The organism is Variovorax sp. JS1663 (genome assembly GCF_002157355.1).
In the GTDB taxonomy this organism is placed as follows: domain Bacteria; phylum Pseudomonadota; class Gammaproteobacteria; order Burkholderiales; family Burkholderiaceae_C; genus Variovorax.
The window spans coordinates 39,813-66,239 of sequence record NZ_LYMK01000039.1; the positions used below are offsets into that span (position 1 = coordinate 39,813).

Annotated in this window: 27 protein-coding genes; 17 read left to right on the top strand and 10 right to left on the bottom strand. The window is 68.7% G+C overall.

What is annotated here, in order from left to right:
- Positions 1 to 162: 162 nt before the first annotated feature.
- The 4 genes from yajC (at position 163) to A8M77_RS26240 (ending at position 5,914) form a co-directional block, all read left to right on the top strand.
- Complete coding sequence (yajC, locus tag A8M77_RS26225) at positions 163 to 498, top strand: preprotein translocase subunit YajC (RefSeq protein ID WP_086924460.1); 336 nt, start codon at positions 163 to 165, stop codon at positions 496 to 498.
- 53 nt (positions 499 to 551) lie between these two features.
- Complete coding sequence (gene secD / locus A8M77_RS26230; protein WP_086924461.1) at positions 552 to 2,432, top strand: protein translocase subunit SecD; 1,881 nt, start codon at positions 552 to 554, stop codon at positions 2,430 to 2,432.
- Between the two features lie 15 nt (positions 2,433 to 2,447).
- Positions 2,448 to 3,398, top strand: coding sequence for a protein translocase subunit SecF (secF, locus tag A8M77_RS26235; RefSeq protein ID WP_086924462.1), 951 nt, complete (start codon positions 2,448 to 2,450; stop codon positions 3,396 to 3,398).
- A 131-nt stretch (positions 3,399 to 3,529) separates the two neighbouring features.
- Positions 3,530 to 5,914, top strand: a complete 2,385-nt coding sequence (locus A8M77_RS26240) for a DUF1631 family protein (RefSeq protein ID WP_086924463.1) — start codon at positions 3,530 to 3,532, stop codon at positions 5,912 to 5,914.
- A 6-nt stretch (positions 5,915 to 5,920) separates the two neighbouring features.
- Here the strand turns inward: A8M77_RS26240 and A8M77_RS26245 are convergent, their stop codons facing one another.
- The 3 genes from A8M77_RS26245 to A8M77_RS26255 form a co-directional block, all read right to left on the bottom strand.
- Positions 5,921 to 6,427: a DUF494 family protein gene (locus A8M77_RS26245; protein WP_086924464.1), complete on the bottom strand. Its 507-nt coding sequence runs from the start codon at positions 6,425 to 6,427 to the stop codon at positions 5,921 to 5,923.
- A gap of 62 nt (positions 6,428 to 6,489) precedes the next feature.
- On the bottom strand, positions 6,490 to 7,623 hold the full coding sequence (gene dprA / locus A8M77_RS26250) for a DNA-processing protein DprA (RefSeq protein WP_086924465.1): 1,134 nt from the start codon (positions 7,621 to 7,623) through the stop codon (positions 6,490 to 6,492).
- Between the two features lie 17 nt (positions 7,624 to 7,640).
- Positions 7,641 to 8,855, bottom strand: a complete 1,215-nt coding sequence (locus A8M77_RS26255; protein WP_086924487.1) for a LysM peptidoglycan-binding domain-containing protein — start codon at positions 8,853 to 8,855, stop codon at positions 7,641 to 7,643.
- Positions 8,856 to 9,017: 162 nt separating this feature from the next.
- Between A8M77_RS26255 and def the strand changes: the two genes are divergently transcribed.
- The 5 genes from def to A8M77_RS26280 all read left to right on the top strand — a co-directional run bounded on the left by def (position 9,018) and on the right by A8M77_RS26280 (position 12,191).
- Positions 9,018 to 9,551 (top strand): peptide deformylase, encoded by a 534-nt coding sequence (gene def, locus A8M77_RS26260; RefSeq protein ID WP_086924466.1) that lies wholly within the window; start codon positions 9,018 to 9,020, stop codon positions 9,549 to 9,551.
- Between the two features lie 2 nt (positions 9,552 to 9,553).
- The gene (locus A8M77_RS26265) at positions 9,554 to 10,057 is read left to right on the top strand and encodes a hypothetical protein (protein WP_238136972.1); all 504 of its coding nucleotides are present in this window, start codon (positions 9,554 to 9,556) and stop codon (positions 10,055 to 10,057) included.
- Positions 10,058 to 10,064: 7 nt separating this feature from the next.
- Positions 10,065 to 11,015, top strand: a complete 951-nt coding sequence (fmt, locus tag A8M77_RS26270; protein WP_086924468.1) for a methionyl-tRNA formyltransferase — start codon at positions 10,065 to 10,067, stop codon at positions 11,013 to 11,015.
- Between the two features lie 88 nt (positions 11,016 to 11,103).
- Positions 11,104 to 11,844, top strand: a complete 741-nt coding sequence (locus A8M77_RS26275) for an AzlC family ABC transporter permease (protein WP_086924469.1) — start codon at positions 11,104 to 11,106, stop codon at positions 11,842 to 11,844.
- Positions 11,841 to 12,191: an AzlD domain-containing protein gene (locus tag A8M77_RS26280; RefSeq protein WP_086924470.1), complete on the top strand. Its 351-nt coding sequence runs from the start codon at positions 11,841 to 11,843 to the stop codon at positions 12,189 to 12,191. The genes A8M77_RS26275 and A8M77_RS26280 overlap by 4 nt, the downstream gene beginning before the upstream one ends.
- 7 nt (positions 12,192 to 12,198) lie before the next feature.
- Here the strand turns inward: A8M77_RS26280 and A8M77_RS26285 are convergent, their stop codons facing one another.
- From A8M77_RS26285 to A8M77_RS26305, 5 genes are read right to left on the bottom strand one after another with little or no spacing between them, the layout of a single operon-like run.
- Complete coding sequence (locus tag A8M77_RS26285; RefSeq protein ID WP_086924471.1) at positions 12,199 to 13,158, bottom strand: MBL fold metallo-hydrolase; 960 nt, start codon at positions 13,156 to 13,158, stop codon at positions 12,199 to 12,201.
- Complete coding sequence (locus A8M77_RS26290; protein ID WP_086924472.1) at positions 13,155 to 13,349, bottom strand: DUF2783 domain-containing protein; 195 nt, start codon at positions 13,347 to 13,349, stop codon at positions 13,155 to 13,157. The genes A8M77_RS26285 and A8M77_RS26290 overlap by 4 nt, the downstream gene beginning before the upstream one ends.
- A gap of 7 nt (positions 13,350 to 13,356) precedes the next feature.
- Positions 13,357 to 14,997, bottom strand: coding sequence for an FAD-dependent monooxygenase (locus A8M77_RS26295; protein ID WP_086924488.1), 1,641 nt, complete (start codon positions 14,995 to 14,997; stop codon positions 13,357 to 13,359).
- An 8-nt stretch (positions 14,998 to 15,005) separates the two neighbouring features.
- Positions 15,006 to 16,127: an alpha/beta hydrolase gene (locus A8M77_RS26300; protein WP_086924473.1), complete on the bottom strand. Its 1,122-nt coding sequence runs from the start codon at positions 16,125 to 16,127 to the stop codon at positions 15,006 to 15,008.
- Entirely contained in the window at positions 16,124 to 16,678 is a 555-nt protein-coding gene (locus A8M77_RS26305) for a VOC family protein (protein ID WP_086924474.1), read from the bottom strand. Before A8M77_RS26305 ends, A8M77_RS26300 begins: the two co-directional genes overlap by 4 nt.
- Positions 16,679 to 16,768: 90 nt before the next feature.
- Between A8M77_RS26305 and A8M77_RS26310 the strand changes: the two genes are divergently transcribed.
- The 7 genes from A8M77_RS26310 to A8M77_RS26340 all read left to right on the top strand — a co-directional run bounded on the left by A8M77_RS26310 (position 16,769) and on the right by A8M77_RS26340 (position 24,324).
- Positions 16,769 to 17,668 carry a LysR family transcriptional regulator gene (locus tag A8M77_RS26310; RefSeq protein ID WP_086924475.1) on the top strand — a complete coding sequence of 300 codons (900 nt, stop codon included), beginning with the start codon at positions 16,769 to 16,771 and terminating at the stop codon, positions 17,666 to 17,668.
- Between the two features lie 140 nt (positions 17,669 to 17,808).
- Complete coding sequence (locus A8M77_RS26315; RefSeq protein WP_086924476.1) at positions 17,809 to 18,999, top strand: phosphoglycerate kinase; 1,191 nt, start codon at positions 17,809 to 17,811, stop codon at positions 18,997 to 18,999.
- Between the two features lie 177 nt (positions 19,000 to 19,176).
- Positions 19,177 to 20,625 carry a pyruvate kinase gene (pyk, locus tag A8M77_RS26320; RefSeq protein ID WP_086924477.1) on the top strand — a complete coding sequence of 483 codons (1,449 nt, stop codon included), beginning with the start codon at positions 19,177 to 19,179 and terminating at the stop codon, positions 20,623 to 20,625.
- A gap of 114 nt (positions 20,626 to 20,739) precedes the next feature.
- Positions 20,740 to 21,804 carry a class II fructose-bisphosphate aldolase gene (gene fba / locus A8M77_RS26325; protein ID WP_086924478.1) on the top strand — a complete coding sequence of 355 codons (1,065 nt, stop codon included), beginning with the start codon at positions 20,740 to 20,742 and terminating at the stop codon, positions 21,802 to 21,804.
- A gap of 95 nt (positions 21,805 to 21,899) precedes the next feature.
- The gene (locus tag A8M77_RS26330) at positions 21,900 to 22,805 is read left to right on the top strand and encodes a phosphoribosylaminoimidazolesuccinocarboxamide synthase (protein ID WP_086924479.1); all 906 of its coding nucleotides are present in this window, start codon (positions 21,900 to 21,902) and stop codon (positions 22,803 to 22,805) included.
- Positions 22,806 to 22,926: 121 nt separating this feature from the next.
- A complete protein-coding gene (locus tag A8M77_RS26335; protein ID WP_086924480.1) occupies positions 22,927 to 23,580 on the top strand; it encodes a helix-turn-helix transcriptional regulator in 654 nt (217 codons plus the stop codon).
- 90 nt (positions 23,581 to 23,670) lie between these two features.
- The gene (locus A8M77_RS26340; RefSeq protein WP_086924481.1) at positions 23,671 to 24,324 is read left to right on the top strand and encodes a Crp/Fnr family transcriptional regulator; all 654 of its coding nucleotides are present in this window, start codon (positions 23,671 to 23,673) and stop codon (positions 24,322 to 24,324) included.
- Between the two features lie 19 nt (positions 24,325 to 24,343).
- Here A8M77_RS26340 and A8M77_RS26345 read toward each other — a convergent pair whose 3' ends face one another.
- On the bottom strand, positions 24,344 to 24,784 hold the full coding sequence (locus A8M77_RS26345; protein ID WP_086924482.1) for an META domain-containing protein: 441 nt from the start codon (positions 24,782 to 24,784) through the stop codon (positions 24,344 to 24,346).
- Between the two features lie 71 nt (positions 24,785 to 24,855).
- Positions 24,856 to 25,776 carry a tetratricopeptide repeat protein gene (locus A8M77_RS26350; protein WP_086924483.1) on the bottom strand — a complete coding sequence of 307 codons (921 nt, stop codon included), beginning with the start codon at positions 25,774 to 25,776 and terminating at the stop codon, positions 24,856 to 24,858.
- Between the two features lie 36 nt (positions 25,777 to 25,812).
- On the opposite strand from A8M77_RS26350, the gene purE reads away from it, so the two are divergent.
- Positions 25,813 to 26,355 (top strand): 5-(carboxyamino)imidazole ribonucleotide mutase, encoded by a 543-nt coding sequence (gene purE, locus A8M77_RS26355; protein WP_086924484.1) that lies wholly within the window; start codon positions 25,813 to 25,815, stop codon positions 26,353 to 26,355.
- The last annotated feature ends 72 nt before the right edge of the window (positions 26,356 to 26,427 follow it).

Consider the following 26,427-nt stretch of genomic DNA (forward strand, 5'->3'; position numbering starts at 1 on the left):
GCCCGGCCGGCTTAGCGCCGGCGGGCCGGACGCCGCCGAATACAATGCGCGATGCCGTGCGGGGCCCCGCCCCGCCTTCGCGCGCCTGTCTCTACAGCGCGCGGAACCGTGAACCCCAGAGGGGCTTCGCGCTCCCATCCTTCCTCTCTGCTGGAGACTTCCTTGTTCATTTCCACCGCTTACGCCCAGACCGCGCCCGCTCCTGCATCCGGCGGGGGCGACATGATGTCCTCGCTCGGCAGCATGCTCCCGCTGTTGCTGATGTTCGTGGTGCTGTACTTCGTCATGATCCGCCCGCAGATGAAGCGCCAGAAGGAAGCACGCGCGATGCTCGAGGCCCTGGCCAAGGGCGACGAGGTCGCCACGGCCGGCGGTGTGCTCGGCAAGATCACCCAACTGGGCGAGCAGTACCTGACGGTCGAGATCGCCAAGGGCGTCGAGGTGCAGGTGCAGCGCTCGGCGGTCGTCCAGGTTCTGCCCAAGGGCGCCATCAAGTAAGTCCGGCGGAAAACGCGGGTGCCGCGCACCCGCGTCATTGAAGGTTTCATGCGATGAACCGCTATCCGGTTTGGAAGTACACGATCATCGTCATCGTGCTGCTGGTGGGGCTGATCTACGCCCTGCCCAATTTCTTCGGCGAGGCGCCCGCGGTGCAGGTGTCCTCGGCCAAGTCGACCGTCAAGATCGACGCCGGCACCCCTGCCCGGGTGACGGAGATTCTCAAGACGGCCAGCCTCACGCCGGACCTCATCACACTGGACGCCAATTCAGTGCGCGCCCGATTCGCCACCACCGATGACCAGCTCAAGGCGCGCGACACGCTGCAGCGGGCGCTGGTGCCCGACCCGAGCGATCCGCCCTACGTGGTGGCGCTCAACCTGGTGTCGCGATCGCCCTCGTGGCTGTCCGCGCTGCACGCCTTCCCGATGTACCTGGGCCTGGACCTGCGCGGCGGCGTGGACTTCCTGCTGCAGGTCGACATGAAGGGCGCCATCGACAAGAAGGCCGAGTCTTTCGCCAACGACCTGCGCTCGGGTCTGCGCGACAAGAGCATCCGCGGCGCCGCGGTCAGCCGCAACGGCCAGACCATCGAGCTGCGCTTCCGCGACGCGGCCGCCGTGGCGCCGGCCCGGGACCTGATCCGCGACCAGTTCGCCGACCTGGCCATCGTCGAGAGCCAGGAAGGCGGCGAGACGAAGTTCACCGTCACCATCAAGCCCGAGGCGGCGCGCCGCCTGCAGGACGCGGCGCTCAAGCAGAACATCACCACGCTGCACAACCGGATCAACGAGCTGGGCGTGGCCGAGCCGGTGATCCAGCAGCAGGGGCTGGACCGCATCGTGGTGCAGCTGCCGGGTGTGCAGGACGTGGCCAAGGCCAAGGACATCCTGGGCCGCACCGCCACGCTCGAGATGCGCCTGGTGGACGAGTCTGCCGAGGGCCGCGCGGCCGAGACCGGCGGCGGCCCGGTGCCCTTCGGCTCCGAGAAGTTCCTCGACCGCGAAGGCCGCACCGTCATCGTCAAGAAGCAGGTGCTGGTGACCGGCGAGAACCTCACCGACGCCCAGACCGGCTTCGACTCGCAGACCCAGCAGCCCAAGGTTGACCTGACCATGGACGCCAAGGGCGGCCGCATCATGCGCGACGTCAGCCGCGAGAACTACCGCAAGCGCATGGCCATCCTGCTCTTCGAGAAGGGCAAGGGCGAGGTGCTCACCGCACCGTCCATCAACGGCGAGCTGGGCAACCGCTTCCAGATCTCCGGCGCGATGAACGTGGTGGAAGCCAACGACCTGGCGCTGCTGCTGCGTGCCGGCTCGCTGGCCGCGCCGATGGAGATCATCCAGGAGCGCACCATCGGCCCCAGCCTGGGCGCAGACAACATCCGGAAGGGCTTCGACAGCGTGATGTACGGCTTCGCCGCGATCATGGTGTTCATGTGCCTGTACTACATGCTGTTCGGGCTGTTCTCCTCGATCGCGCTGGCCGTCAACCTGCTTCTGCTGGTGGCCATCCTGTCGATGCTGCAGGCCACGCTCACGCTGCCGGGCATCGCGGCCATGGCGCTGGCGATCGGCGTGGCGATCGACTCCAACGTGCTGATCAACGAACGGGTACGCGAGGAGCTGCGCGGCGGCGCCTCGCCGCAAGCCGCCATTCACGCGGGCTATGACCGTGCCTGGGGCACCATCCTGGACTCCAACGTCACCACCCTCATCGCGGGCATCGCGCTGCTGGCTTTCGGCTCCGGCCCGGTGCGCGGCTTCGCGGTGGTGCACTGCATCGGCATCGTGACGTCCATGTTCTCGGCCGTGTTCTTCTCGCGCGGCCTGGTGAACTTCTGGTACGGCCGCAAGAAGAAGCTCAAGAGCGTGTCCATCGGCACGGTCTGGAAGCCGGACGCCGAGAAGACCGTGGCGGACGCCAAGTAGGGGAGCGCACGCAACATGGAGTTCTTCCGAATCCACCGGACCATCCCGTTCATGCGCCATGCACTGGTGCTGAACGCGATCTCCGTCATCACCTTCCTGCTGGCGGTGTTCTTCCTGTTCCACCGCGGGCTGCACCTGTCGGTCGAATTCACCGGCGGCACCGTGATGGAGGTCGCCTACCAGCAGTCCGTGGACGTGGGCAAGGTGCGCGAGACCATCGGCAAGCTCGGCTACGCCGACGTGCAGGTGCAGAACTACGGCACTTCGCGCGACGTCCAGATCCGCCTGCCGGTGCAGAAGGGCCAGACCTCGGCCCAGCAGAGCGAGCAGGTCATGTCCGCGCTCAAGGCGGTCGATCCGTCGGCCACCCTGCGCGGCAACGAGTTCGTCGGGCCGCAGGTGGGCGAGGAGCTCACCACCAACGGCCTCAAGGCCCTCGGCATGGTGGTGGTCGGCATCATGATCTACCTGGCCTTCCGCTTCGAATGGAAGTTCGCGCTGGCCACCGTGCTGGCCAACCTGCACGACGTGGTGATCATCCTGGGCTTCTTCGCCTTCTTCCAGTGGGAGTTCTCGCTGGCGGTGCTGGCGGCGGTGCTGGCGGTGCTGGGCTACTCGGTCAACGAGTCGGTGGTCATCTTCGACCGGGTGCGGGAGAACTTCCGGCGCTACCGCAAGATGAACACCCGCGAGGTGATCGACAACGCCATCACCTCCACCATCAGCCGCACCATCATCACCCACGGCTCCACCCAGCTGGTGGTGCTGTCGATGTTCTTCTTCGGCGGGCCGACGCTGCACTACTTCGCGCTGGCCCTGACCATCGGCATCCTGTTCGGCATCTACTCGTCCGCCTTCGTGGCGGCGGCGATCGCGATGTGGCTGGGCGTGAAACGGGAAGACCTGGTCAAGCCCACGAAGCGCGAGGGTGACCCGGACGATCCGAACACCGGCGCCGTGGTGTAAACACCGCGGGCCGCGCCCGGGCCGCCGGGCGTTCGGGTTGCGGAGCAGCCTCGGGGGCGCTTGTGCGGTTACGCTTCACAATACAAGCTCAGGCTTGTTGAAACGTTTTATTTGCCGTCCTTGCCCCTTCCATGATCTCGCGGTCTCCCGCCTCCTCCCAGCAGCTCGCCCGCGAGACGCGCGAGCGCTTCGTCACCGCCACCGGCGGGGCGATCGTCCCGGTGGCCAATGCGGTGCGCGAGCGGCTGGTGGCGCTGGCCACCATGACCGCCAGCGTGCGCGAAATGCAGCAGCACCGCGACGATTTCCTGGCCTTCCAGTCGCAGGGTTCGAATTGGGCCCCCTTGTCGCAGGCTGCATGGCGCAAGGCGCTGACCGGTGGCGCCAGCGGCGGCTCGACCGGCGGCCTCCGGCTGGAATTGATCGGCGATGAGGTGGTGGAGACCAACATCCTGTCCTCGCGCCTGGCCCAGGCGATCACGGACAAGGCCAGCTTCGAGCTCAATGACCTGCGCCTGCGCATCCAGCACCTGGAGGGCACGACCGAGCTGGACGCCAAGGACGTGCTCAAGCCCGAGGCGCTGGCCCGGACCCTGGTCGACCAGTGGCTGGCCGCGGGGCTGAGCCGCGAATCCTGGAACCGGGTCCAGGAGGTGGTGCAGCAGCGCCTGGTGGACGTGGTCGTCCAAGCCTACAAGGATGCCAATGCCTTCCTGATCGAGCGGGGCGTGATGCCCGAGATCGATCTCAAGAGCTTCGTCAAGCGTACCGGCAGCGCCAACTCGGGCACCGCTGCGCTGGGCGGCAGCTTCGCGCGATCCTCGCAGGTGGGAACCATCCCGCCCGGCATGAGCGCCGGCATCACCCTGCCGCCGGGCAGCTTCGCGCCGGCCGCAATCGGCGTCAGCGCCGGGCGGGCGGGCGGCGACACCCTGGTCGCCACCGGCGGTTCCCCGCTGGTCCTGGCACGCCAGCGCGCGCAAGGGGTGTTGCTTAACCTCAAGCGCTTCGTGACCGCCAGGATCGGCGGCGACCTGGGGCAGATGCGTGTGCCGGGCGGCCACGGTCCTGGCGCGGTGGGTGTCAGTGGCGGTGGTGGAGGAGGCGGCGGCGGACCCGTCGGGCTTGCGGCGCCGGCCTTCGCTGCTGCCATTGCCGACGCCGAGCAGGCCTACCAGGCGATGGCCTCGCAGTATGTGGTCGGCGACGAGGCCACCGCCATCCACCAGACGGCTGCCGAGCTGCGCCGGCGCACCAGCGAGCTCAAGAAGAAGGCGCCGACCACCGCCGACAAGGCCACGGTCGAGATCGTGGCGCTGATGTTCCAGGCCATCCTGGCGGAGGAGCGCATCCCTTTCTCGGCGCGCGTGTGGTTCGCACGCCTGCAGATGCCCGTGCTGCGCGTGGCGATCGCTGAGCCGGAGTTCTTTGCCACTTTGCAGCATCCGGCGCGCATGCTGATCGACCGCATGGGTTCCTGCGTGATGGGCTTCGACGCCGCCGCCATCTCGGGCAGTGCGCTCGAAGGCGAGATCCGCCGCGTGGTGCAGGTGATCGAGCAATACCCCGAGACCGGCCAGCGGGTGTTCAAGCTGGTGTTCGACGAATTCGTCGCCTTCCTCAACAAGTACCTGACGCAGAGCGACGCCACCCAGCGGCTGATGAGCGTGGCGCAGCAGGTCGAGCAGAAGGAGACGATGGCGATCCAGTACACCATCGAGTTGCGCAAGATGCTCAACGACATGCCGGTGCGCGAGGAGATCCGCGAGTTCCTGTTCAAGATCTGGGCCGAGGTGCTGGCCATCGCCGCGCTGCGGCATGGCCCGCAGGACGAGCAGACCGTCACGCTCAAGCGCGCCGCCTCCGACCTGGTGTGGGCCGCCAGCGCCAAGCCCAATCGCAACGACCGCGCCCGCGTGATCCAGGACCTGCCGCAGCTGCTGCAGCGCCTGCGCCAGGGCATGAGCCTGCTGGGCATCGAGGGCGAGCCGCAGGAGGCGCAGATCAAGACCATCGGCTCCACGCTGTCCGATGCCTTCCTGTCCAAGACAGAGGCCATCCCGCAGGCCAAGATCGAGGCCATGGCCAAGCGCCTGGCCAACCTGGAGGACTTCGTCAGTGACGAGGGCGACGCCACTGACCTGCCGCTGGACGCCGCCAGCATCGAGCTGCTGCTGGGCGTGGACGCGGCCTCGCTCGAGATCGTGCCCGACACCGGCAACAAGGTCGGCGAGGACATGGTGCAGTGGGCGCACGAATTGCAGGTGGGCACCTGGTTCATGCTGGACCACAACGACCGCGTGAGCCAGGTCCAGTTCGTCTGGCGCAGCGAGCGCAAGCAGCTGCACCTGTTCGCCTCCAGCGACGGGCGCAGCTTCCTCATCCAGGTCGGGCGTCTGGCCTCCTACCTGCAGGCCGGACTGCTGGTGCCTGCCGAGGAAGAGACGCTCACCGTGCGCGCCACGCGCGAGGCGCTCGCCAAGCTGGATGCGAACCCGGAACGGCTCCTGAACTGAGCGGGCTCAGTGCGCGACGCGTGTGGACGTGTCGTCACAGAGCTCGTCGAGCACCAGCGCGTCGGGCTCGACCCCGGCGCTCCAGTGCACCATCAGCACGATGATCTTGAGCTCGTCGAGCGTCAGCGTATCGCCGGTGGTGGCCATGGCGCGCTCGACCACGATCTCGCGCAGCCCGGCCGAAAACACCTGGGACGACTCGAGGAAGCTGATGAAGCCCAGGCACTCGGCGCCCAGATGCTCCTGTTCGGCGGTCGAGTAGATGCGCATGGAGTCCGGTGATCCCGGGAGGACCACCGGTGCGGCCCGGACGGTGGCGCTGGTCCCGTCGGCATGCCGCGTCAACTCGATGCCCTGGGTGGCGAGGCTGAGGCCGTCGAGCCAGTACAGGGCGTCCCGGATCTCCTGGGGATCGAAGCCCTGGGCGCTGAGCTTGCGGCCCAGCTGCTCGGGTTCGGGGCAGGCATCGCCGCGCCAGTAGTTTTCGTACACGTACACGAGCACTTCGAACATGGGGCCAATATAGCCCAGCTTCGCGTCCGCGCCACGGCATGGATGCATGCAGGCGGGATCGCCTATGCCCGGATGACCCGCTGGAACAGCCCGCCCGGCAGCCGGGCCACCTGGCCGGCAAGTTCGAGCTCCAGCAATTGCGCCTGGAGCGCGGCCACGGCGTGACCGGTGCGCGCGCCCAGCGCGTCCAGGCTCGCGGGATCGTGGCCGAGGGCCTGCAGCAGCCCGGGATGCGGCGAGGCCTCGTTTCCTGACGCGAGCAATGGCGCCGGCGCCGCGGCGTCGAAGCGCAATTCCTCGAGCACGTCTCCCACCGTTTCCACCAGCTTCGCGCCCAGCCGGATCAGCGCATGGCAGCCGCGCGACTGGGGCGAGTGGATGGAACCCGGGATCGCGAACACCTCCCGGCCCTGTTCGGAGGCCAGCCGCGCGGTGATCAGCGAGCCCGACTGCAGCGCCGCCTCCACTACCAGCGTGCCGCGCGTCAGGCCGGCAATGATCCGGTTGCGCTTGGGGAAGTTCTGGGTGAGCGGCGGCGTGCCGAGTGCGAACTCGCTCACGATCAGGCCGCGCTCGGCGATGCGCTGCGCGAGCGCGCGGTGCCGTGCGGGATAGACGCGGTCCAGCCCGGTGCCCACCACGGCCACCGTGGCCGGCCAGAGGGGGTCTATGGCCGCGTCCAGCGCACCTTCGTGCGCCGCACCGTCGACGCCGAGCGCCAGTCCGGAGACCACCGTGACGCCGGCTTCGCCGAAGGCCCGGGCGAAGGCGCGGGCGTTCGAGATGCCCTGCGGCGTGGGATTGCGGCTGCCGACCATGGCGATGCTGCGCTCGAGCTGAGTGAGATCGAGCGCGGCCGGGCCCAGAACGTAGAGCAGGAGCGGCGGGTCGGCCATCTCGAGCAGGGAGCCCGGATACCCTGCATCGCCCAGCGTCAGGATGCGGCGCGTGGCACCCAGCGCTTCGACGCCGTGCAGCCACTCCTGGGTGCTGTCGAGCAAGGCGCCAAGGCCGGCCTGTGGTGTGAGCAGTGCTGTCGCGTGGGCCTCGCTCACCACCTGTTGCAGGGCCGCTGGCGTCTGCTCGAAGATCGCTGCCGGCAGCCCGAAGGCGGCCAGCAGCCGGCGCGCGGCCGTGTTGCCGATGCCCGGCGTCAGCGTGAGCCGAAGCCAGCCCGCGAGTTCGTCAGGCTCCACGCAAGCGCCGGAGGGGATCAGGGATTGACCAGCAGATCGCCGATGCGCGGTGCGTCGTGGATCTCGAGCACCAGCGCGTACGAGACGCGCTCGAAGGGCCGGAACACCATCAGCAGGCCGATGCGCTCGTTGGGCAGCTTCATCGTCTCCTTGGTGCCGCTGGTCTTGTCGATGATGGTGTCGCCGTTCTTGAGGATGGCCAGCACGTGGCCGTTCTCGATGCCGTCGATCGTGCCCTTGTTGATCGCCACCACCTGGTTCTGGGCCGCGAACTGCACCGCGTTGCCGTAGACCGAGACGATGCGGCCGTCGGCGATGGGCTGGGCGGGTGCGCGCGGCACGTAGCTCAACAGCTGGCGCGGCGGCTCGGGCAGCAGGCGGTCGCCGGCGCGGATTTCCTCGCGCGTCGCGACGATGTCGAGGCTGGCGGGCACCGGGTACAAGACTTCCTTGCCGTCGACTTCTTCCTTGGCGCTCGATTCGCCGCGCTGCAGCTCGGCCTTGCCGACGTACTGGGCTTCGTAGCCGAGGATCTCGCCCGTGCCCGGATCCTTGAGCGGGGTGGCGTTGCGGAAGACGCGATAGGTCTGGATGGGACCGGCCGCCTCCACGAGGGGCGTCTTGGCCTCGCCGCGCGCATAGATGCGGTCGCCCCGCGCCAGCACCACGCGGCTCTCGTTGCCGGCCACGATGCGCGGTGCCATCGTCAGCGTGTCGGCGTCCACCACGATCGGTTCGGCGAGGAAGGGTTCGATCAAGCTCGGGTTGAGCGTCGGCAGGGCCATGTCGGCCAGCGATTCGTAGCGGGTGCGCGGCGACAGCTTGATGGTGCCGCCCTCCGGCATGCCGCTGCCGCCGCGGCGCAGCGCCAGGCGGGCGCGGCCGCCGCTCTTGTCGAGGTAGAGCACCTGCCCGGGGTAGATGCGGTGCGGGTTCTGGATCTCCGACATGTTCATGCCCCACAGCTCGGGCCAGCGCCAGGGGCTGCGCAGGTAGAGGCGGGAGATGGCCCACAGGGTGTCGCGCGGCTTGACCGTGTATTCGTCCGGCGCGTTGGGCGCCAGTTCGGACAGCGGCACCCCGGCCTGCGCCGCCTGCTGGGCCGTGCTCCGCTGCTGCGGTGTGACCGGGTAGTTCTGTGCCAGGGCGGTGGTGCCCATGCCCGCCATCGCGAGGGCCGCCAGCGTGGCGAGAAGGTGCGGACGCAGGCTGTCTTGGATGCGGTGTGTCATGGTCGTATGGTGTGCACGCATGCGGCCCCGGAGGGCATACAAATACTCACAATTTGCTACGAATTTTGCGCCGAAGCCCTTGATCGGGCAACGTTTATCAAGCTGCTGGCGCTTGGGGCGTCGCGGAAATGGCGAAAATAACGACAACTTTTCCTCCCGTTCATGGCCAAAAGAACCATCCTGAGCTTTCCCGACCCTCGCCTGCACAAGGTCGCCAAGCCGGTGCAGGGTGTCGATGCACGCATCAAGACCCTGGTCGCCGACATGCTCGAGACCATGTACGACGCCAACGGCATCGGCCTGGCAGCCACCCAGGTCGACGTGCACGAGCGGCTGGTCGTGATCGACGTCTCCGAGGAGCGTAACGAGCCGCTGGTTTTGATCAACCCCGAGATCGTCTGGGCGAGTGATGAAAAAGTCCTCAATGAGGAAGGATGTCTCTCGGTTCCCGGCATCTACGACGGCGTCGAGCGTTCGACCTCGGTGCGCGTGACGGCCCTCGATGCCGAGGGCGAGCTTCGCACCATCGAAGCCGAGGGCCTGCTGGCAGTGTGCATCCAGCACGAACTCGACCATCTGCTGGGCAAGGTGTTCGTCGAATACCTCTCGCCCCTGAAGCGCAATCGCATCAAGAGCAAGCTGCTCAAGCAACAGCGCGAGGACCAGCGCCTGGAGCAGCGGGAAGGCCGGCGTTGACCGTGTCGTCCCGCATCGGCCCGGCCGCGCTGCTGGCAACGGCCGCGCTGCTGGCCGGCTGCGCCGGCGAGCCGACCCGCCTTGCCGCAGGCACCTCGCGTGACGACACGCTGCGGCAACTCGGCACGCCGACCGCCACGTACACCCTGCCGGGCGACGGCGAACGCCTGCAGTATTCGCGCGCGCCGGCCGGCTTCGAGGTCAACAACGTCGACCTCGATGCGGGCGGCCACGTGGTCGCGGTGACGCAGGAGCTGGACGAGCGCCTGTTCGACCGCACCATCCAGCCGGGCGTGGGCACCTGGCGCACGGCCGACGTGCTGCGCACCTACGGCCGGCCCTTCGAGATCACGCGGGTGGGCTCCTTCGACGGCAACATCTGGACCTGGCGCTACAAGTGGCAGAACACGCCCCGCCTGCTCTTCATCTACATCGATCGGAACGGCGTGGTGCAGCGCTACCACACCGGCGACGACCTGATGCTCGAACTGCTGGCGCCGCTGTGAGGGGCGCATGAGGATCGCATTCGCGGGGACACCCGAGTTCGCCCGCGTCGCCCTGGAGGCGATTGCCGCGGCGGGCTTCGACATCGTGCTGGTGCTGACGCAGCCCGACCGTCCCGCGGGCCGCGGCATGAAGCTGCAGGCCTCGCCGGTCAAGCAGTTGGCGGTCGCGCGCAACTGGCCGGTGGCACAGCCGCGCAGCCTGCGCCTCGACGGCAAATACCCCGAGGATGCCGCGGCGGCGCGCGCCGCCATCCTCGACGCCAAGGCGGATGCCATGGTGGTGGCGGCCTATGGCCTGATCCTGCCGCAGTGGGTGCTCGACGCGCCTCGCCTGGGCTGCCTCAACATCCACGCCAGCCTGCTGCCGCGCTGGCGCGGCGCCGCACCCATCCATCGCGCGATCGAGGCCGGCGACGAGGAGACCGGCGTCACCATCATGCAGATGGATGCGGGCCTCGACACCGGCGCCATGCTGGTGCGCGAATCGCTGGCAATCGGCGAAGACAGCACCGCGCTGCTGCACGACCGCCTCGCCGCGCTCGGTGCGCGGCTGATCGTGGATGCGCTGAAGCAGGCCGAAACTTCAGCCTTGCAGCCCGAGGCCCAACCCGCCGAAGGCGTGACCTATGCGCACAAGGTCGAGAAGCCGGAGGCGCAGATCGACTGGTCGCAGGAGGCCGCCGCCATCGTGCGCCGCATCCGCGCTTTCGACCCGTTTCCCGGTGCCACGAGCACCCTGGACGGCGAGACCCTCAAGCTCTGGGCTGCGCGCGTGCAATCCGGCGCGCCGGCCGATCCTCCGGGTACGGTGCTAGCGGTCAGTTCCACCGGCGTGGCTGTCGCGGCCAAGGGCGCGGTCGTCATGCTCACCGAACTGCAGCGCCCGGGCGGCAAGCGCCTGCCGGTGGCCGACTTCCTGCGCGGCTTCGATGTGAAGCCCGGGCAGGTCTTCGGCTGATGAATTGCCCCCACGCTCATCACTGTGTGTATTCGCTGCCTCCCGAGGGCGCGCAGGCCCCCCTTGAGGCGGCCCGGCGGAAGTCCTGATGTTCTTCTCCTCCTCCATCCGCCGCCAACCCGAGTTCCGCAAGGGCATGCGCGACATGTCGTCGGTCGCCCTCGGCACCGGCGCCTGGGGCCTGATGACCGGCGTGGCGATGGTGAAGTCCGGCATGAGCGTTTTCGAATCCATCGCGATGACGCTGCTGGTCTACGCCGGCAGCTCGCAACTGGCCGCCATCCCGCTGCTGATCGCCGGCGCGCCGGCCTGGGTGATCCTGGCCACGGGCTTCTGCGTCAACCTGCGCTTCGTGGTCTTCAGCCTGCACCTGCGACCCTATCTCATGCACATGCCGCGCTGGCGCCGCATGACGCATGGCTATCTGACGGCCGACATGACCTATGCGTTCTTCACCCGCCAATACGAGCAGCCGCCGACGAATGAGGCCGAGAAGCGCGCGCAGGAGGCCTATCTCACCGGCAACTACTTCGTGACCTGGTGCTCCTGGATGGGCATGAGCCTGCTGGGCGTCGTGCTGGCCAACCTGATCCCGCAGAGCTGGGGACTGGGCTTTGCCGGGGTGCTCTGCCTCGTCGCCGTGGTCTGCTCGATGGTGACGACGCGGCTGCGCATCCTCGCGGCGCTGATCGCCGGCGCGACGGCCGTGGCAGCCTATGCGCTGCCGCTGAAGCTCAACATCGTCGCCGGCATCGGCGTGGCGGTGCTGCTGTGCTTCTGGCTGGAGAAGCAGTTCGGGCTGGACCCCAGCGCGGAGGACGACAAGTGAGCCTGGGAAGCGGCGGCACCACCGATCCATGGACCCTGGCCGTGATCATCGGCCTGGCCTGCGTGACGGTGCTCACGCGCTGCTTCTTCTTCATCCTCGACCGGCCATGGGGCCTGCCGGACTGGGCACACCGCGCGCTGCACTATGCCCCGGTGGCCGCACTCGCCGCCGTGATCATCCCTGAGATCGTGACGACGCAGGGCCACCTGATCTCGACCTGGCAGGACGCGCGCCTCTACGGTGCGGCCGCCGGCGCCGCCTACTACTTCTGGCGGCGCGGCGTCCTGGGGACGATGGTGGCCGGCATGGCGGTCTACATGCCGCTGCACCTGGGGCTCGGCTGGTAGCCAAGCCCTAGCTGCGCAGGGCCTGCCACAACTCGCGGTCGCGTTCGGCCGTCCACACGACCGGATGCTCGATGCCACGCAGCTCGTCGTAGGCGCGCGAGACATCGAAGGGCAGCACATGCTGGAACACCGGCCAGTCGCCGAAGCGCGGCTTCATGGTGGCCTCGGCACGCTCGAAGCAGCCGCGGATGTCCTCGCCCGCGTCGATGCTGGCGCGCACGCTGTCCAGCAGGGTCGAGAGAAAGTCCTTGGTGAGTGCAATGGCCTGCACGCAGGCTGCAGGGTCGTGCAGCACGGCGCCGCGGCCGGGCACCAGCACCCGGGGCGCGAGTGCGGTGACCGCGTCCAGCGTGGCGGCCCAGTCCTGGATGTAGGCATCGCCGGCATAGACGCCGCAGCGGTTTTCCACCACGTCGCCCGAGAACAGCACGCCGCAGTCCGGCAGCCATGCCACGGTGTCGCCGCCCGAATGGCCACGGCCCAGGCACATCAGCCGCAGTTCGCGCGAGCCCAACCACAGGCTCATCTCGCGCTCGAAGCTCATGTCCGGCACGGTGAGGCCGGGGATCTCCTCGACGCCGGCGAACAGGCGGGGGAAGCGGCCCACCTCCGAGTCGAAGTCGGCCTGCCCGCGCTCGCGCACCCAGTCCATCGTGCCGCGGCTGGCGATGATGGCCTGCACCTGATCGAAGGCGCTCGCGCCCATGACGCGCACGGCGTGGTAGTGCGTGAGCACGATGAACCTGATTGGCTTGTCGGTGACACGGCGGATGTCGGCCAGGAAGTCGCGCGCCATGCGCGGTGTGGGCCGGGTGTCGATCAGCACCACGTACTCGTCGCCGACGACGAAGCCGCAGTTGGGATCGAAGTCGCTGATGTAGCCGTAGACGTCTGGCGCCAGTTCGCGCAGCTGCGGCTTCTGCTCGCGCGTGTCCGCGGCGGAGGCGAAAGAGACCTGGCCGCTCATTCCGCGGCTCCGGTGGCGCACGCGGCGGCGATGCATTCCAGCAGCACGGCGTGGTCGCGGCACTGGTTGGCCAGCAGCAGCACAAGGCGCGCATTGAGGCTCGCGCTCTGCGGGTCGCTCAGGCCTTCGTGAGCGGCCAGCAAGGCAGCATAGAAGTCGTCGGGGTCGGGGATGTGGGGCTCGGTGATCATGGGTGCGTCAGTCATGGGCCAGGGCTGCGTGGAGGGCGGCGGCGATGGCCGCCGGCGTGGGGTCGCGCAGCAGGGCGGCGCGGTAGGCGTCCGGGCGGATGAGGCAGAAGCCGCCGGCGGGATCGTCGAGGCCGAGGTGCTGCAGCAGCGTCTCGTCCGGCGCCAGCGTGGGCAGGCCGCTGTCGCCGCCGATGCCGATCAGGCGCAGGGGCAGCGAGGCGAGCGCGGCGGCCGCCTGCGCCTGATCTCGCGTCGGCGCGTGCCACAGGCCCAGGCAATGGGTGCCCTCGGCCAGCAACTGCATCAAGCTGCAGGAGCCCCCGTTCTGCCAGCGCAGCGGCAAGTTCTGCACGCTGCACCCGCCCTCCGGCAGATGGTCACCCGCGGGGTACGCGTTGGCCACCGACATGCGGCCGGTGTTGACCAGCGCGCGTGCGAAGGAGTAGCGCGAGGCCAGCGCGACCACGGCGCGTCGCATCAGGTGCTCGGCCGGCGAGCGCGGCGCAAGGAAGCGTGCGGTGCGGCTCGTGACCTTCAGGTTCTCCGCTGCGGCTGGTCGGCGCTCGGCGTCGTAGGTGTCCAGCAAGGCATCGCCGGCCTGGCCCTGTGCGACCAGGGCCAGCTTCCATCCGAGATTGGCGGCGTCCTGAATGCCGGTGTTGCCGCCGCGCGCCCCAAACGGGCTGACCACATGGGCCGAGTCGCCGATGAAGAACAGGCGGCCGTGACGGAAGCGGTCGAGCAGATGGTCGCGGTAGCCGTAGGGTCCGATCCAGACGAACTCGAATTCCACGTCGGGGCCGAGCTGCTCGCGCAGCCGCGCGCCCGCCACCTCCGGCTTGCTGATGTGGGCGGTGTCGCTGTCCTCCGGCATCTGGTAGTCGATGCGCCACACGCCATCGGCCATCAGGTGCTGCCAGACCGCGCGTCCCTCGTTGAAGGGCGCATCGACCCAGGTCCAGCGCTCCACCGGCAGCGGTTTCTTGAAGCGCACGTCGCTGATGCACCAGCGGTCGGTGCTGCGCGAGGTATGCGCGTCCAGGCCGAGTTGCGCGCGGATGGGGCTGTTGGCGCCGCTGGCATCGATCACATAGTCTGCCTCGATCGCGTAGGCGCCGGCGGGCGTCTCGACCTCGATGTGCACGCCGTCCCCACCGGGTTCAATGCGCCTCACACGGTTCTTCCAGCGCAGGTCGACCACGCCCAGTTCCAGGACGCGGTCCACCAGGAACCACTCCAGGTAGAACTGCTGCAGGTTGACGAAGGGCGGCTGCGCCGAGACGCTGGCGATCTGCAGGTTGAAGTTGTAGACCTCCTGTGCGCCCGAGAAGGTGCGGCCGAAAGACCAAGTGATGCCCTTGTCCGCGATACGCTGGTAGACGCCGAGGCGCTCGAAGATCTCCAGGCTCTTCTGCGCATAGCAGATGCCGCGCGAGGAGGCGCCGCGCACGCCCACCGTGTCGTCCTCGTCCAGCAGCACGGCCGGCACGCCGCGCTTGGCGAGGTCGCAGGCCAGCGTGAGGCCGGCCGGGCCCGCGCCGACGATGACGATGGGATGGCGCACGATGTCCTGGCGTCCCAGCTCGGGTGGCGCGACGAAAGGCCAGTGCGGCAATTCGTATTCGGGCGCGAAACGGAATTCTTCCATCATGCGGCTCACAGGGTGTGCGCCCATTCCGCGATCGTGTCGGCCGCTTGCGGCACCAGCTTGGGCTGGCCCGCGAGATAGTGGTTGCCGCCGACGATGTCCACGTTGCGGATGCGCGCGCCGCCGGCCGCGAGCCACGTGTCGCGCGTGCTCGGGAAGGTGGACTGGTCGGCGGTGTAGGTCAGCAGCAGCTTCGGGCAGGTGGTGCGCGCCAGGTTCGCGGGGCCGTCGGCCTGCGAGCGTGAGGACCATTGCGAGAGGAAGGCGGTCAGCGAGGTGGTACGGCCCATCGCGTTGGCCGAGTAGTTGACCTGCCGTGCATCGCCCCAGACGCTGCCGGGCGCGCGGTCGTTGGGGTCGATCGAGAGGTCCGCGCAGCGCGGGTCGGCGTGCGTGCGGTAGACGACGAAGGCCTGGTCGCGCGGCCCGCCGGGCGTGCCGCGCAGCAGGCGCAGCCGCTCCAGGGCCCAGTGCTCGAGGCGATCGAGGCGCGCCTTCTGCGCGGCGCTGAAGCGCGCGAGGAAGCCGGCGTCGTAGGGCATGCGATGGCGCGGGTCGTACATGTCGAGCTCGGGGTCCACCGACAGCGGGTCGTGTTCGTCGGTGACGGAGGGATCGATCCAGTCGCGCATCAGCCGCGAGCGGCCCAGGTGCGCCGCGCACAGCGCGATGCCGTCGGCCGGCGGCAGGTCGCCGGGGTGCAGGTGCGTGGGGTCGCCGTCGGGGAAGCTGTGCGCCGTCAGGTCTTCGGCCTGGGCCTGGTAGAAGCTCGAGAGCGCCGCGCCGCCCGAGTTGCCGATCAGCACCACCTTCTCGTAGCCCAGGCCGCGCAGGAACTGCACGCCCGCCCCCAGGTCCTGGATGGCGCGCTCCATCAGCAGCACCGTGTCGTTGCCCATGTAGCGGGAATTCAGCCCCATGCAGCAGATGCCGCGCGCGGCCAGCGGCTCGATCAGGTAGTGGCCCATGAAGTTGCTCGTCGGGTGCATCACCAGCGCCGCGATCTTCTTCGGGCCGGACGGCGCGCGGTAGGCGCCATAGATGCGCGGGCGCAGCATCTGCAGGCCCGATTGGCTTTCCATCGAAGCGCCGGGCTTCACGTCGATGACGGCGAGCTGCAGGTCCGTCATGCTGCCGCCTTCGCGCGCAGCTGCGCCTTGCGCTCGGTCCACGCATCCAGCTCGGCATGGGCGCTGCGGGCATGCGCTTCCATCTCCGCCGGCGGCACGGCGGGCGTGGTCAGCTCCACGCGCAGGCCGTTCGGGTCGAAGAAATAGATCGACTCGATGATGTGGTGGTCGGTCACGCCCAGCACCTCGACGCCCGCGGCTTGCAGCCGTGCCTTCGCGGCCACCAGGTCGGCCACCGAGTCCACCCGCAGCGCGATGTGGTTGACCCAGGCCGGCGTGTTGGGCGAGGGCAGCGCGGCGGTGTCGTCGCCGAGGTCGAAGAAGGCGATGTACGAGCCGTCGCGCATCTGGAAGAAGATGTGGACGTAGGGGCAGTACTCGCCGGTGCTCGGCACGTGGTCGCTCTTGATCACGTGCACCAGCGGCAGGCCCAGCAGGTCCTCGTAGAAGCGGCGCGTCTCCTCGCTGTCGCGGCAGCGCCAGGCGAAGTGGTGCAGCCCTCTCACGGGAACGGAAGCGGGCACGGGGGGCGCTGTCTCGGCAGGGGGCATGGCTTGTCTCCGTGGGGAATGGGGCCGATTGGGCCTTCCTTCTTCTTATGATTCAATCGAAATAAATTCATTGATTGATGAACTGAGGACATGAATCTGACCCTTCGCCAACTGCGCGCCTTCGACGCGGTGGCCGAGACCGGCAGCTTCACCGCGGCAGCCGCCCGCCTGCACCTGACCCAGTCGGCGCTCAGCGTGCTGGTGCGCGAACTGGAGCGCGAGATGGGCGTGCAGCTGTTCGACCGGCATACGCGGCGCGTGCTGCTCTCGGAAGCGGGCCGCGCCTTCCAGCCCTCGGTGCAACGCCTCTTGGCCGACCTCGCGGGCGCGGTGGCCGGCGTGACCGAGCTGCGCGACAAGAAGCGCGGCCTGCTGCGGCTGGCCGCGCCGCAGTTGATGGCCTGCACGCTGATGCCGCGCGTGATCGCCGCCTACCGCGCGCGCTACCCCGACATCGATGTGCGCCTGGCCGACACGCTGCCCGAGCACCTGCTGGCGGGCCTGGCGTCAGGCGAGGCGGAACTCGCGGTGGGCCAGGATGCCGCGGTGGACCCCGCCGCGATCGAGCGCCGCACCCTGTTCCGGGACCGCCACTGGCTGATCTGCCCACCGGACCACCCCTTCGCACGTCGGCGCAAGGTGCGCTGGAGCGAACTCGGCCCCTACACCTTCATCGCCCCCACGCGCGACTTTCGCCAACGCGTGCTGCCCGAACTGGAGGCCGAGGCGCGCGGCTTTCTCCAGCGGGCCTCCACGCAGGAGGTGTCGTACATGACCACCGCGCTCGGCATGGTCGCCTCGGGCCTCGGGCTGACGGTCTGCCCGACCTACTCGGCCTCGCTGGTGCGCGCCCATGGGCTGCAGATGGTGCGGCTCGACCGGCCCGACTTCCATCGCGAGGTCTGCGTGTACGCGGCCGCGCGCCGCTCGCTCTCGCCGGCAGCGGCGGGCTTCGTCGAGATCCTGCAGCGCTTCGCGCAGCAACCCTGAGAAGGCGCGAACAACCCGCCATGCCGGATTCATTCACACCTTCTGGCTTGCGGGCTGATACAGCGCGGCCCGCGGGCAAACCTACAATCACCCCTGCCTCTTTTCGAGGCACTCCCATCGCTTCCACCCCGCCCGACTCCATGAACATTCTTCGATTCACCGACCTCGCAGCGCAAGGCAAGGCCACCGGCCAGCGCGTGTTCATCCGTGCCGACCTCAACGTGCCGCAGGACGATGCCGGCAACATCACCGAGGACACCCGCATCCGTGCCTCGGTGCCCTGCATCCGGCAGGCGCTGGAAGCGGGCGCCGCAGTGATGGTCACCTCGCACCTGGGCCGTCCGACCGAGGGCCAGTTCAAGCCCGAGGACTCCCTGGCCCCCGTCGCCAGGCGCCTGGGCGAACTGCTCGGCCGCGAGGTGCCGCTGGTCTCGAACTGGGTCGACGGCGTCGACGTGAAGCCCGGCCAGGTCGTGCTGCTGGAGAACTGCCGCCTCAACAAGGGCGAGAAGAAGAACGACGAGGCGCTGGCCCGCAAGCTGGCCGCGCTGACCGACATCTACGTGAACGACGCCTTCGGCACCGCGCACCGCGCCGAGGCCACCACCTACGGCATCGCCCAGTTCGCCAAGGTCGCCTGCGCCGGGCCGCTGCTGGCGGCCGAGATCGACGCCATCACCAAGGCGCTGGCCGATCCGAAGCGGCCGCTGGTGGCGATCGTCGCGGGCTCCAAGGTCAGCACCAAGCTCACCATCCTGGAAAGCCTGGCCGGCAAGGTCGACCAATTGATCGTGGGCGGCGGCATCGCCAACACCTTCATGCTGGCCGCCGGCCTGCCCATCGGCAAGTCGCTGGCCGAGCCGGACCTGCAGGACCAGGCCCGCGCCGTGATCGAGGCCATGCGCGCGCGCGGCGCCGCGGTGCCGATCCCGGTCGACGTGGTCACGGCCAAGAGCTTCGCCGCGGATGCGCCAGCCACCGTCAAGGACGCAGCGGCCGTGGCCGAGGACGACCTGATCCTCGACATCGGCCCCAAGACCGCCGCGCAACTGGCCGCGCAGCTGCGCGAGGCCGGCACCATCGTCTGGAACGGGCCGGTGGGCGTGTTCGAGTTCGACGCCTTTTCCAAGGGCACGGAAGCCATCGCCCGCGCCATCGCCGACAGCAGTGCCTTCTCGATCGCCGGCGGCGGCGATACGCTGGCTGCCATCGCCAAGTACGGCATCGAGAACCAGGTGGGCTACATCTCGACCGGAGGCGGCGCCTTCCTCGAAGTGCTGGAGGGCAAGACCCTGCCCGCCTTCGAGATCCTGGAAAAGCGAGCTGGATAGGCGCTCGCCCAGGCTGCGCGCACTGCGTGTCGCTTCGCCGACCCCCTCACAGGGGGCGACACCAGCGGGGCCCGGCAAAGCCGGATCGGCGGCGTGTCATGAAGGGAGCGTTAAATAGCGCTGGCTGATGCCGGAAAAAGTGTATACAGTACGGAATACAAACCGGAGACACGCAGCATGAGCACGACCCGCCCTCCCCGCCACGCCACCAAGATCGTCGCCACGCTCGGCCCGGCCTCGAGCACGCCCGAGCTGCTCGAGCAGATGATCCACCACAAGGTCAGCGTGGTGCGCCTCAATTTCAGCCACGGCACGGCACAGGATCACATCAACCGCGCCGCCATGGTGCGCGAGGCGTCGCGCAAGGCGGGCCGCGAGGTGGCGATCATGGCCGACCTGCAGGGCCCGAAGATCCGCGTCGGCAAGTTCGCGGAGGGCAAGGTGTGGCTGGAGCCCGGGGCGAAGTTCATCCTCGATGGCGCGCGCACCGAGCTGGGCGATGTCGACGCCGTCGGGCTGGACTACAAGGACCTTCCGCGCGACGTGAAGGCGGGTGACAGCCTCCTGCTCAACGACGGGCTCATCGTGCTCACGGTCGACGCCGTCAAGGGCGAGGCGGTGCACACCACCGTGCGCCTGGGCGGCGAGCTCTCCAACAACAAGGGCATCAACAAGCAGGGCGGCGGCCTGACGGCGCCGGCCCTGACGGCGAAGGACATGGAGGACATCAAGACCGCCATGAGCTTCCAGGCCGACTACGTGGCCGTGAGCTTCCCCAAGAACGCGACCGACATGGAGATGGCGCGCCAGCTGTGCAGCGTGGCGGCGGCCGAGTTCGGCCACAAGCCCGGCCTGATCGCCAAGATCGAGCGCGCCGAGGCGATCCCGAAGCTGGAGGAGATCCTGCGCGCCAGCGACGGCATCATGGTCGCGCGCGGCGACCTCGCGGTGGAAGTGGGCAATGCCGCCGTGCCGGCGCTGCAGAAAAAGATGATCCGCATGGCACGCGAGATGGACAAGGTGGTCATCACCGCCACGCAGATGATGGAATCCATGATCAGCAACCCGGTGCCCACCCGCGCCGAGGTCAGCGACGTGGCCAACGCGGTGCTCGACGGCACCGACGCGGTGATGCTCTCGGCCGAGACCGCTTCCGGCCGCTACCCGCTGGAGACCGTCCAGGAAATGAGCCGCATCTGCGAGGCCGCGGAGCAGGCCGAGGACAAGCACCTCGACGCCGACTTCAGCGGCCAGACCTACAGCCGCATCGACCAGTCGATCGCCATGGGCGCCCTGTTCACCGCGCACCACCTCGGTGCCAAGGCCATCGTCGCGCTGACCGAATCCGGCTCGACCCCGCTGTGGATGAGCCGCCATCGGGCCCACATCGCGATGTACGCCCTGACCTCGCGCCTGGCAACCCAGCGCAAGATGGCGTTGTATCGCAACGTGCGCCCGCTGCTCATGGACGCCGAAACCGACCGCGATACCGCACTGGAGCGGGCGGAGGCCCACCTCAAGAAGCGCGGCATCGTGCAGACCGGCGACATCTATGCCATCACCTGCGGCGAGCCGATGGGCGCGCCGGGCGGCACCAATATGCTGAAGATCTGCCGCGTCGGCTGAGCATCCGGCGCATGCGGCCCCGTCCCCGCAGGGTCGTCGGACCTGTCCCACAGGGGTGCTCGGTAGAATCGCGGTAGTTTTTCCTTCTTAATCTTCCCCCCGCGAGGTAATCCCATGGCACTCGTCTCGATGCGCGAACTGCTCGACCACGCCGCCGCCAACGGCTACGGCATCCCGGCATTCAACGTCAACAACCTGGAGCAGGTGCAGGCCGTGATGGAAGCGGCCAAGGAAACCGGCGCGCCAGTGATCCTGCAGGCCAGCGCCGGCGCGCGCAAGTACGCGGGCGAGCCCTTCATCAAGCATCTGATCCTGGCTGCCATCGAGGCCTATCCCACCGTGCCGCTGGTCATGCACCAGGACCACGGCCAGAGCCCCGACGTGTGCCAGGGCGCAATCAACCTGGGCTTCTCCTCCGTGATGATGGACGGCTCGCTGGAAGCCGACGGCAAGACCATCGCCAGCTACGACTACAACGTCGACGTCACCCGCAAGGTGGTGGACATGGCGCACAAGGTCGGCGTGACGGTGGAGGGCGAGCTGGGATGCCTCGGCTCGCTCGAGACCATGAAGGGCGACAAGGAAGACGGCCACGGCACCGACGCCACCATGACCCGTGAGCAGCTGCTGACCGACCCGGAGCAGGCCGCCGACTTCGTCAAGAGGACCCAGCTGGACGCGCTGGCCATCGCCATCGGCACCAGCCACGGCGCCTACAAGTTCAGCCGCAAGCCTACCGGCGACATCCTGGCGATCGGCCGCATCAAGGAAATCCACCGCCGCATTCCCAACACCCACCTGGTGATGCACGGCTCCTCCTCCGTGCCGCAGGACCTGCTGGCCATCATCAACCAGTACGGCGGCAAGATGAAGGAAACCTACGGCGTGCCGGTCGAGGAAATCCAGGAAGCCATCAAGTTCGGCGTGCGCAAGATCAACATCGACACCGACATCCGCCTGGCGATGACCGGCGCGGTGCGCAAGTTCCTGGCCGAGAACCCGGACAAGTTCGACGCCCGCGAATGGCTCAAGCCCGCGCGCGAGGCCGCCAAGCAGATCTGCAAGCAGCGCTACATCGAGTTCGGCTGCGAAGGCCAGGCCGCCAAGATCAAGGGCGAGACCCTGCAGATCGTGGCCGCCAAGTACGCCAAGGGCGAATTGGCGCAGGAAGTGGTCTGATCCCTTCGCCTTCCCGGCCAAGCCACCTTCGCGGTGGCTTTTTTCTGCGCGCACAATCTCGGTCGTTCCCCGTTTCCGCTGTTCCATCCCCCGCCATGACCACCGTCCACACCTCCTCCATCCAGAGCCTCCCCCTGCTCGCGCGCGGCAAGGTACGCGACAACTACGCCGTCGGCGAGGACCGCATCCTGATGGTGGCCAGCGACCGCTTGTCCGCCTTCGACGTGATCATGGGCGAGCCGATCCCCGGCAAGGGCGTGATCCTCACGCAGATGGCGCTGTGGTGGTTCGACCGGCTGGGCCACCTGTGCCCCAACCACCTGACCGGCGAGGCGCCCGAGAGCGTGGTGGCGCCGGGCGAGATCCCCCAGGTGCAGGACCGCTCGATGCTGGTCAAGCGCCTCAAGCCGATTCCGGTCGAGGCCGTGGTGCGCGGCTACCTGGCCGGCAGTGGCTGGAAGGAATACCAGGAGAGCCGCTCGGTCTGCGGCGTGCCGCTGCCCGAGGGCCTGGGCAATGCGAGCCAGCTGCCGCGGCCGATCTTCACGCCGGCGGCCAAGGCGGCGGCGGGCGCGCACGACGAGAACATCAGCTACGAGCGCGTGGTCGAGATCGTCGGCCCCGCGCTCGCGCAGCAGATCCGCGACACCAGCATCGCGATCTACGAGACGGCGGCCGCCATCGCGCTGACCAAGGGCATGATCATCGCCGACACCAAGTTCGAGTTCGGCCTGGACGAGGCCGGCACCCTGGTGCTGATGGACGAGGTGCTCACCCCCGACAGCTCGCGCTACTGGCCGGTCGAAGCCTACCAGGCCGCGCTGGCCGCCGGCGCCAACCCGCCGAGCTACGACAAGCAGTTCGTGCGCGACTGGCTGGAGGCCGTCAAGATCAACGGCAAGCCCTGGGACAAGACCCCGCCGGCGCCGCGCCTGCCCACCGACGTGATCGAGAAGACCGCCGCCAAGTACCGCGAGGCCCTCCAGCGGCTGACCAGTTGAGACTGCGCGGCTGCTGGCCGGCGTGAATAAGTCACAAATCCGGCGGCAATAGTCACCGCCCGGCCAGGCCGGGTTTGTTCAAACTTTCCTCTTACCAAGACCGACGGATGAGGAAAGTGCCATGAACGCGATTGCCACCGTAACGCCCGTTCCGCGCAACGACGCGCCGCCCGAGGCCCTCCAGGCCGGCCTTCTGGCGCGCGTGCTGGATGAGATCGACCATGGCCTGCTGCTGGTGGACCTGACCGGCCGCCTCCTGCATGCCAACCGGCCTGCGCGGCGCGAGCTCGCGGGCGGGCGGGCGCTGCGCGAGGTCGACGGCATGCTGTGGACCGCGCTCCCTGCCTGGCAGGCGCGGATCCGCCAGGCGCTGAAGGACGCGGAGCGCGACTGCCGCAGCATCGTCGAGCTCGACGCCGAGGGCGAACCGCTCACCCTGGCCTTCGTGCCGCTGGCGGTGCTGCACGGCAGCGCCACCGTCGACACGGTGCTGATCATGTGCAGCCGGCGCTCGACCTGCGAGACCCTCACCATGCAGATGTTCGCCCGCGCCAAGCACCTGACGCCGGCCGAGCAGGCCGTGCTGACCCAGCTGTGCGCCGGGCACGGTGCACAGGAGATCGCCTGCCTGCAGGGCATCCGCGTCTCCACCGTGCGCACCCACATCAAGAACGTGCGGCAGAAGACCGGCCGCGGCAGCGTACGCGAGATCGTGCGCGAGCTCTCGCGCATGCCGCAGATCGTCTCAGCGCTGCGGCTGGTGGGTTCGGACTGAATCGGCGTGTGTGCGCACCGGCGGCCTGTCCGCCGGGTCCGCTTCGCCGCCGGCTCGCGCCGAAGGGGGTGCGGGCCGTATAGTCCGCGCATGCCGCCGACGCCCGTCGCATCCCGCGCCGATCCCCTCGACGAACTGCCGCCGCCGCTGCGCAGGCTGGCGGGGCTGGGCGTACAGCGACGCTATCGCGCGCATGCCATGCTGATCGAGGAGGGCGACGAGGGCGGCTCCGTCTACATCGTGCTGTCGGGCCGGCTGCGCGCCTTCGTCTCGGATGCGCGCGGGCGCGAAGTGACGCTGGGGCTGCATGGGCCGGGGGAGTACGTCGGGGAGATGTCGCTCGACGGCGGGCCGCGCTCGGCGAGCGTGCAGGCGGTGGAGGCGTCGGTGTGTGCGGTGGTGACGCGGGAGACGGTGCTCAAGCACATTGCAGAGGAGCCGGAGTTTGCGATGTCGCTGATCGGGCGGCTGATCCGGCGTGCGCGGCTGGCGACGCAGAGTGCGCGCAGCATGGCCCTGCTGGACGTCTACAGCCGGCTGAAGGCGCTGCTGGAGACGCGTTCACAGCCGCTACCCGAGGGTGGCTGGCAGATGGAGCGCCCGACCCACCAGGCGATCGCCAGCGAGATCGGCTGCTCGCGCGAGATGGTGAGCCGGCTGCTGAAGGACCTGGAGACCGGCGGCTATGTGGCGATGAACGGGCAGCGCCTGCTGCTGCTCAAGGCGCTGCCAGCCAAGTGGTGAGGCCCAGGGATGGCACGCCTCAGCGCGCGCTGCCGTTGCTCAGCGTCGCGACGGTGCGCCCGTTCGCATCCAGCAGCGACAGCTTCGAGTTCCCCTGCAGCCGGTAGCTCGCCGTGGCCTGCAGCGCGGCGAAGAACTGGGTCTCGTTGATGTTGGCGGCCTCGTTCGGGCACGCCATGCGGGTGGCGCCCAGCTGGCGCAGCCTGAGCGTGCTGCCGCTGCGCTCGTAGGTCCCGGTGACGCGGTTGCAGCCGCCCGAGCCGCTGACCCTTCCGCTGCTGCGCTCGAATTGGATCTGGGCATTGCGCCGGGGGTCGCTGCTCGGCTCGATCAGCTCGCTGCCGAGCTGCTCCAGCTGCCAGATCGGCCCTTCGATCGGCTCGTCCAGATTGATGCCGCTGCCGCAGCCGGACATCAGCGCGGAAGCCACCAAGGCCGTGGTCAGGGAGAGGAAGCGCATGGCCGGACTTTCCTTCTGCAACACATTGAAACCCGCCAATCGTAATGCGAGCCTCGCGGCCTTCGAAAGTTCTAGCTCAGCACCACGCTGCTCAAGCGTCGGCGATACGTTGCCACCGTCGGGTCGTCCGGCGGGATCTGGCCGTCCGCCACCTTCGGCTTCGGCGGCTCGATGATCTCCAGGATGGCGATGTAGGTCTTGCGCGCCAGCTCCTCGTTCCAGGCCTTGTCGCGCATCAGGATGTCGAGCAGCTCGTCCATGGCATCGGTCCAGCGCTGCGCGGCCATCAGCAGGCGGGCGCGGTCGAAGCGGGCCTGGAAGTCGCGCTTGTTGACGGCGATGCGTGCCTCGGCGTCCGCGATCGCCGGCGCCGCGCCCGAGGCCGGTTCGGCGAAGTCGATCGCGTCCATCCAGCGCTGCAGGGCGTCGAAGCGGCGCACCGACGGCGCCTTGGCGATCACCGGCGCGAAAGCGACCTTGGCCTCGTCGACGAGGCCCTGCTGCAGCAGCAGCTTCACGTAGTCGAAACGCGCGTCGTCGTTGGCGGGGTCGGTGGCGACCGCGTGCTGCAGTTTCTCGAGCGCGCCCTCGGTGTCGCCCTCGGCCAGCGCGTCCTGCGCGGCCTCCTCGTGCTCGGCCGCCTCGAGCTCGTCCGCGCCCGGCACGTGCTTGTCGAGGAAGGCGCGCACCTGGTCGGCGGGAATGGCGCCGACGAAGCCGTCCACCGGCTGGCCGCCCTTGAACATCACGCAAAAGGGGATGCTGCGCACGCCGAACATCTGGCTCAGCTGCTGCGAGATCTGTGGCACCTTGTCGGCGTCAAGCTTGGCGAGCACGAAGCGCCCGCCGTACTCGACCTCGAGCTTTTCGAGCACCGGCCCGAGCTGCTTGCAAGGTCCGCACCACTCGGCCCAGATGTCGAGCAGCACCGGAGTGGTCATCGAGCCGTCGATCAGCTCGGTCTGGAAGTTTTCGAGGGTGATGTCGATCATCGCGGGGAGATGAGGGTGAAACGTAAAATTGAAACCATGAAGCAAGCCATTCAGGTCGGCGTGGTGATGGGCTCGAACTCCGATTGGGAGACGATGCGCAACGCGGTCGAGATTCTCCAGCAATTCGGCATCGCCCACGAGGCACGGGTGGTCTCCGCCCACCGGATGCCCGACGAACTGTTCGCCTACGCGGAAAGCGCCGCCGGACGCGGCCTGGCGGCCATCATCGCCGGCGCCGGCGGGGCGGCCCACCTGCCCGGCATGCTGGCCTCCAAGACCACGGTGCCGGTGCTCGGCGTGCCGGTCGCCAGCCGCCACCTGCAGGGGGTGGATTCCCTCTACAGCATCGTGCAGATGCCCAAGGGCGTGCCGGTCGCGACCTTCGCCATCGGGAATGCCGGCGCGGCCAATGCCGCCCTGTTCGCGGTCGCGATGCTGGCCGGGGCCGACCCGGCGCTGCGCGAGCGGCTCGACACCTTCCGTGCCAGGCAGACCGAGGCGGCCCGCGCCATGACGCTGCCGCCAGCCGAGACGCCCTCTGTATCGCCCTTTTCGCCCCAGGGCGGGGGCGCGCTGTGAGCGCCGCCCGGCCGCCCGAAGGCGCTCGCCCCCTCCTTCAGGAGGGGGTGCGCGAAGTACACGAAGTGACGA

Bases quoted from the DNA above. Each gene is read 5' to 3' on its own strand.
- secD (WP_086924461.1), top strand. From the start codon at position 552: ATGAACCGCTATCCGGTTTGGAAGTACACGATCATCGTCATCGTGCTG.
- secF (WP_086924462.1), top strand. From the start codon at position 2,448: ATGGAGTTCTTCCGAATCCACCGGACCATCCCGTTCATGCGCCATGCA.
- A8M77_RS26240 (WP_086924463.1), top strand. From the start codon at position 3,530: ATGATCTCGCGGTCTCCCGCCTCCTCCCAGCAGCTCGCCCGCGAGACG.
- A8M77_RS26245 (WP_086924464.1), bottom strand. From the start codon at position 6,427: ATGTTCGAAGTGCTCGTGTACGTGTACGAAAACTACTGGCGCGGCGAT.
- A8M77_RS26255 (WP_086924487.1), bottom strand. From the start codon at position 8,855: ATGACACACCGCATCCAAGACAGCCTGCGTCCGCACCTTCTCGCCACG.
- def (WP_086924466.1), top strand. From the start codon at position 9,018: ATGGCCAAAAGAACCATCCTGAGCTTTCCCGACCCTCGCCTGCACAAG.
- fmt (WP_086924468.1), top strand. From the start codon at position 10,065: ATGAGGATCGCATTCGCGGGGACACCCGAGTTCGCCCGCGTCGCCCTG.
- A8M77_RS26275 (WP_086924469.1), top strand. From the start codon at position 11,104: ATGTTCTTCTCCTCCTCCATCCGCCGCCAACCCGAGTTCCGCAAGGGC.
- A8M77_RS26285 (WP_086924471.1), bottom strand. From the start codon at position 13,158: ATGAGCGGCCAGGTCTCTTTCGCCTCCGCCGCGGACACGCGCGAGCAG.
- A8M77_RS26290 (WP_086924472.1), bottom strand. From the start codon at position 13,349: ATGATCACCGAGCCCCACATCCCCGACCCCGACGACTTCTATGCTGCC.
- A8M77_RS26295 (WP_086924488.1), bottom strand. From the start codon at position 14,997: ATGGAAGAATTCCGTTTCGCGCCCGAATACGAATTGCCGCACTGGCCT.
- A8M77_RS26300 (WP_086924473.1), bottom strand. From the start codon at position 16,127: ATGACGGACCTGCAGCTCGCCGTCATCGACGTGAAGCCCGGCGCTTCG.
- A8M77_RS26305 (WP_086924474.1), bottom strand. From the start codon at position 16,678: ATGCCCCCTGCCGAGACAGCGCCCCCCGTGCCCGCTTCCGTTCCCGTG.
- A8M77_RS26310 (WP_086924475.1), top strand. From the start codon at position 16,769: ATGAATCTGACCCTTCGCCAACTGCGCGCCTTCGACGCGGTGGCCGAG.
- A8M77_RS26315 (WP_086924476.1), top strand. From the start codon at position 17,809: ATGAACATTCTTCGATTCACCGACCTCGCAGCGCAAGGCAAGGCCACC.
- pyk (WP_086924477.1), top strand. From the start codon at position 19,177: ATGAGCACGACCCGCCCTCCCCGCCACGCCACCAAGATCGTCGCCACG.
- fba (WP_086924478.1), top strand. From the start codon at position 20,740: ATGGCACTCGTCTCGATGCGCGAACTGCTCGACCACGCCGCCGCCAAC.
- A8M77_RS26330 (WP_086924479.1), top strand. From the start codon at position 21,900: ATGACCACCGTCCACACCTCCTCCATCCAGAGCCTCCCCCTGCTCGCG.
- A8M77_RS26335 (WP_086924480.1), top strand. From the start codon at position 22,927: ATGAACGCGATTGCCACCGTAACGCCCGTTCCGCGCAACGACGCGCCG.
- A8M77_RS26340 (WP_086924481.1), top strand. From the start codon at position 23,671: ATGCCGCCGACGCCCGTCGCATCCCGCGCCGATCCCCTCGACGAACTG.
- A8M77_RS26345 (WP_086924482.1), bottom strand. From the start codon at position 24,784: ATGCGCTTCCTCTCCCTGACCACGGCCTTGGTGGCTTCCGCGCTGATG.
- A8M77_RS26350 (WP_086924483.1), bottom strand. From the start codon at position 25,776: ATGATCGACATCACCCTCGAAAACTTCCAGACCGAGCTGATCGACGGC.
- purE (WP_086924484.1), top strand. From the start codon at position 25,813: ATGAAGCAAGCCATTCAGGTCGGCGTGGTGATGGGCTCGAACTCCGAT.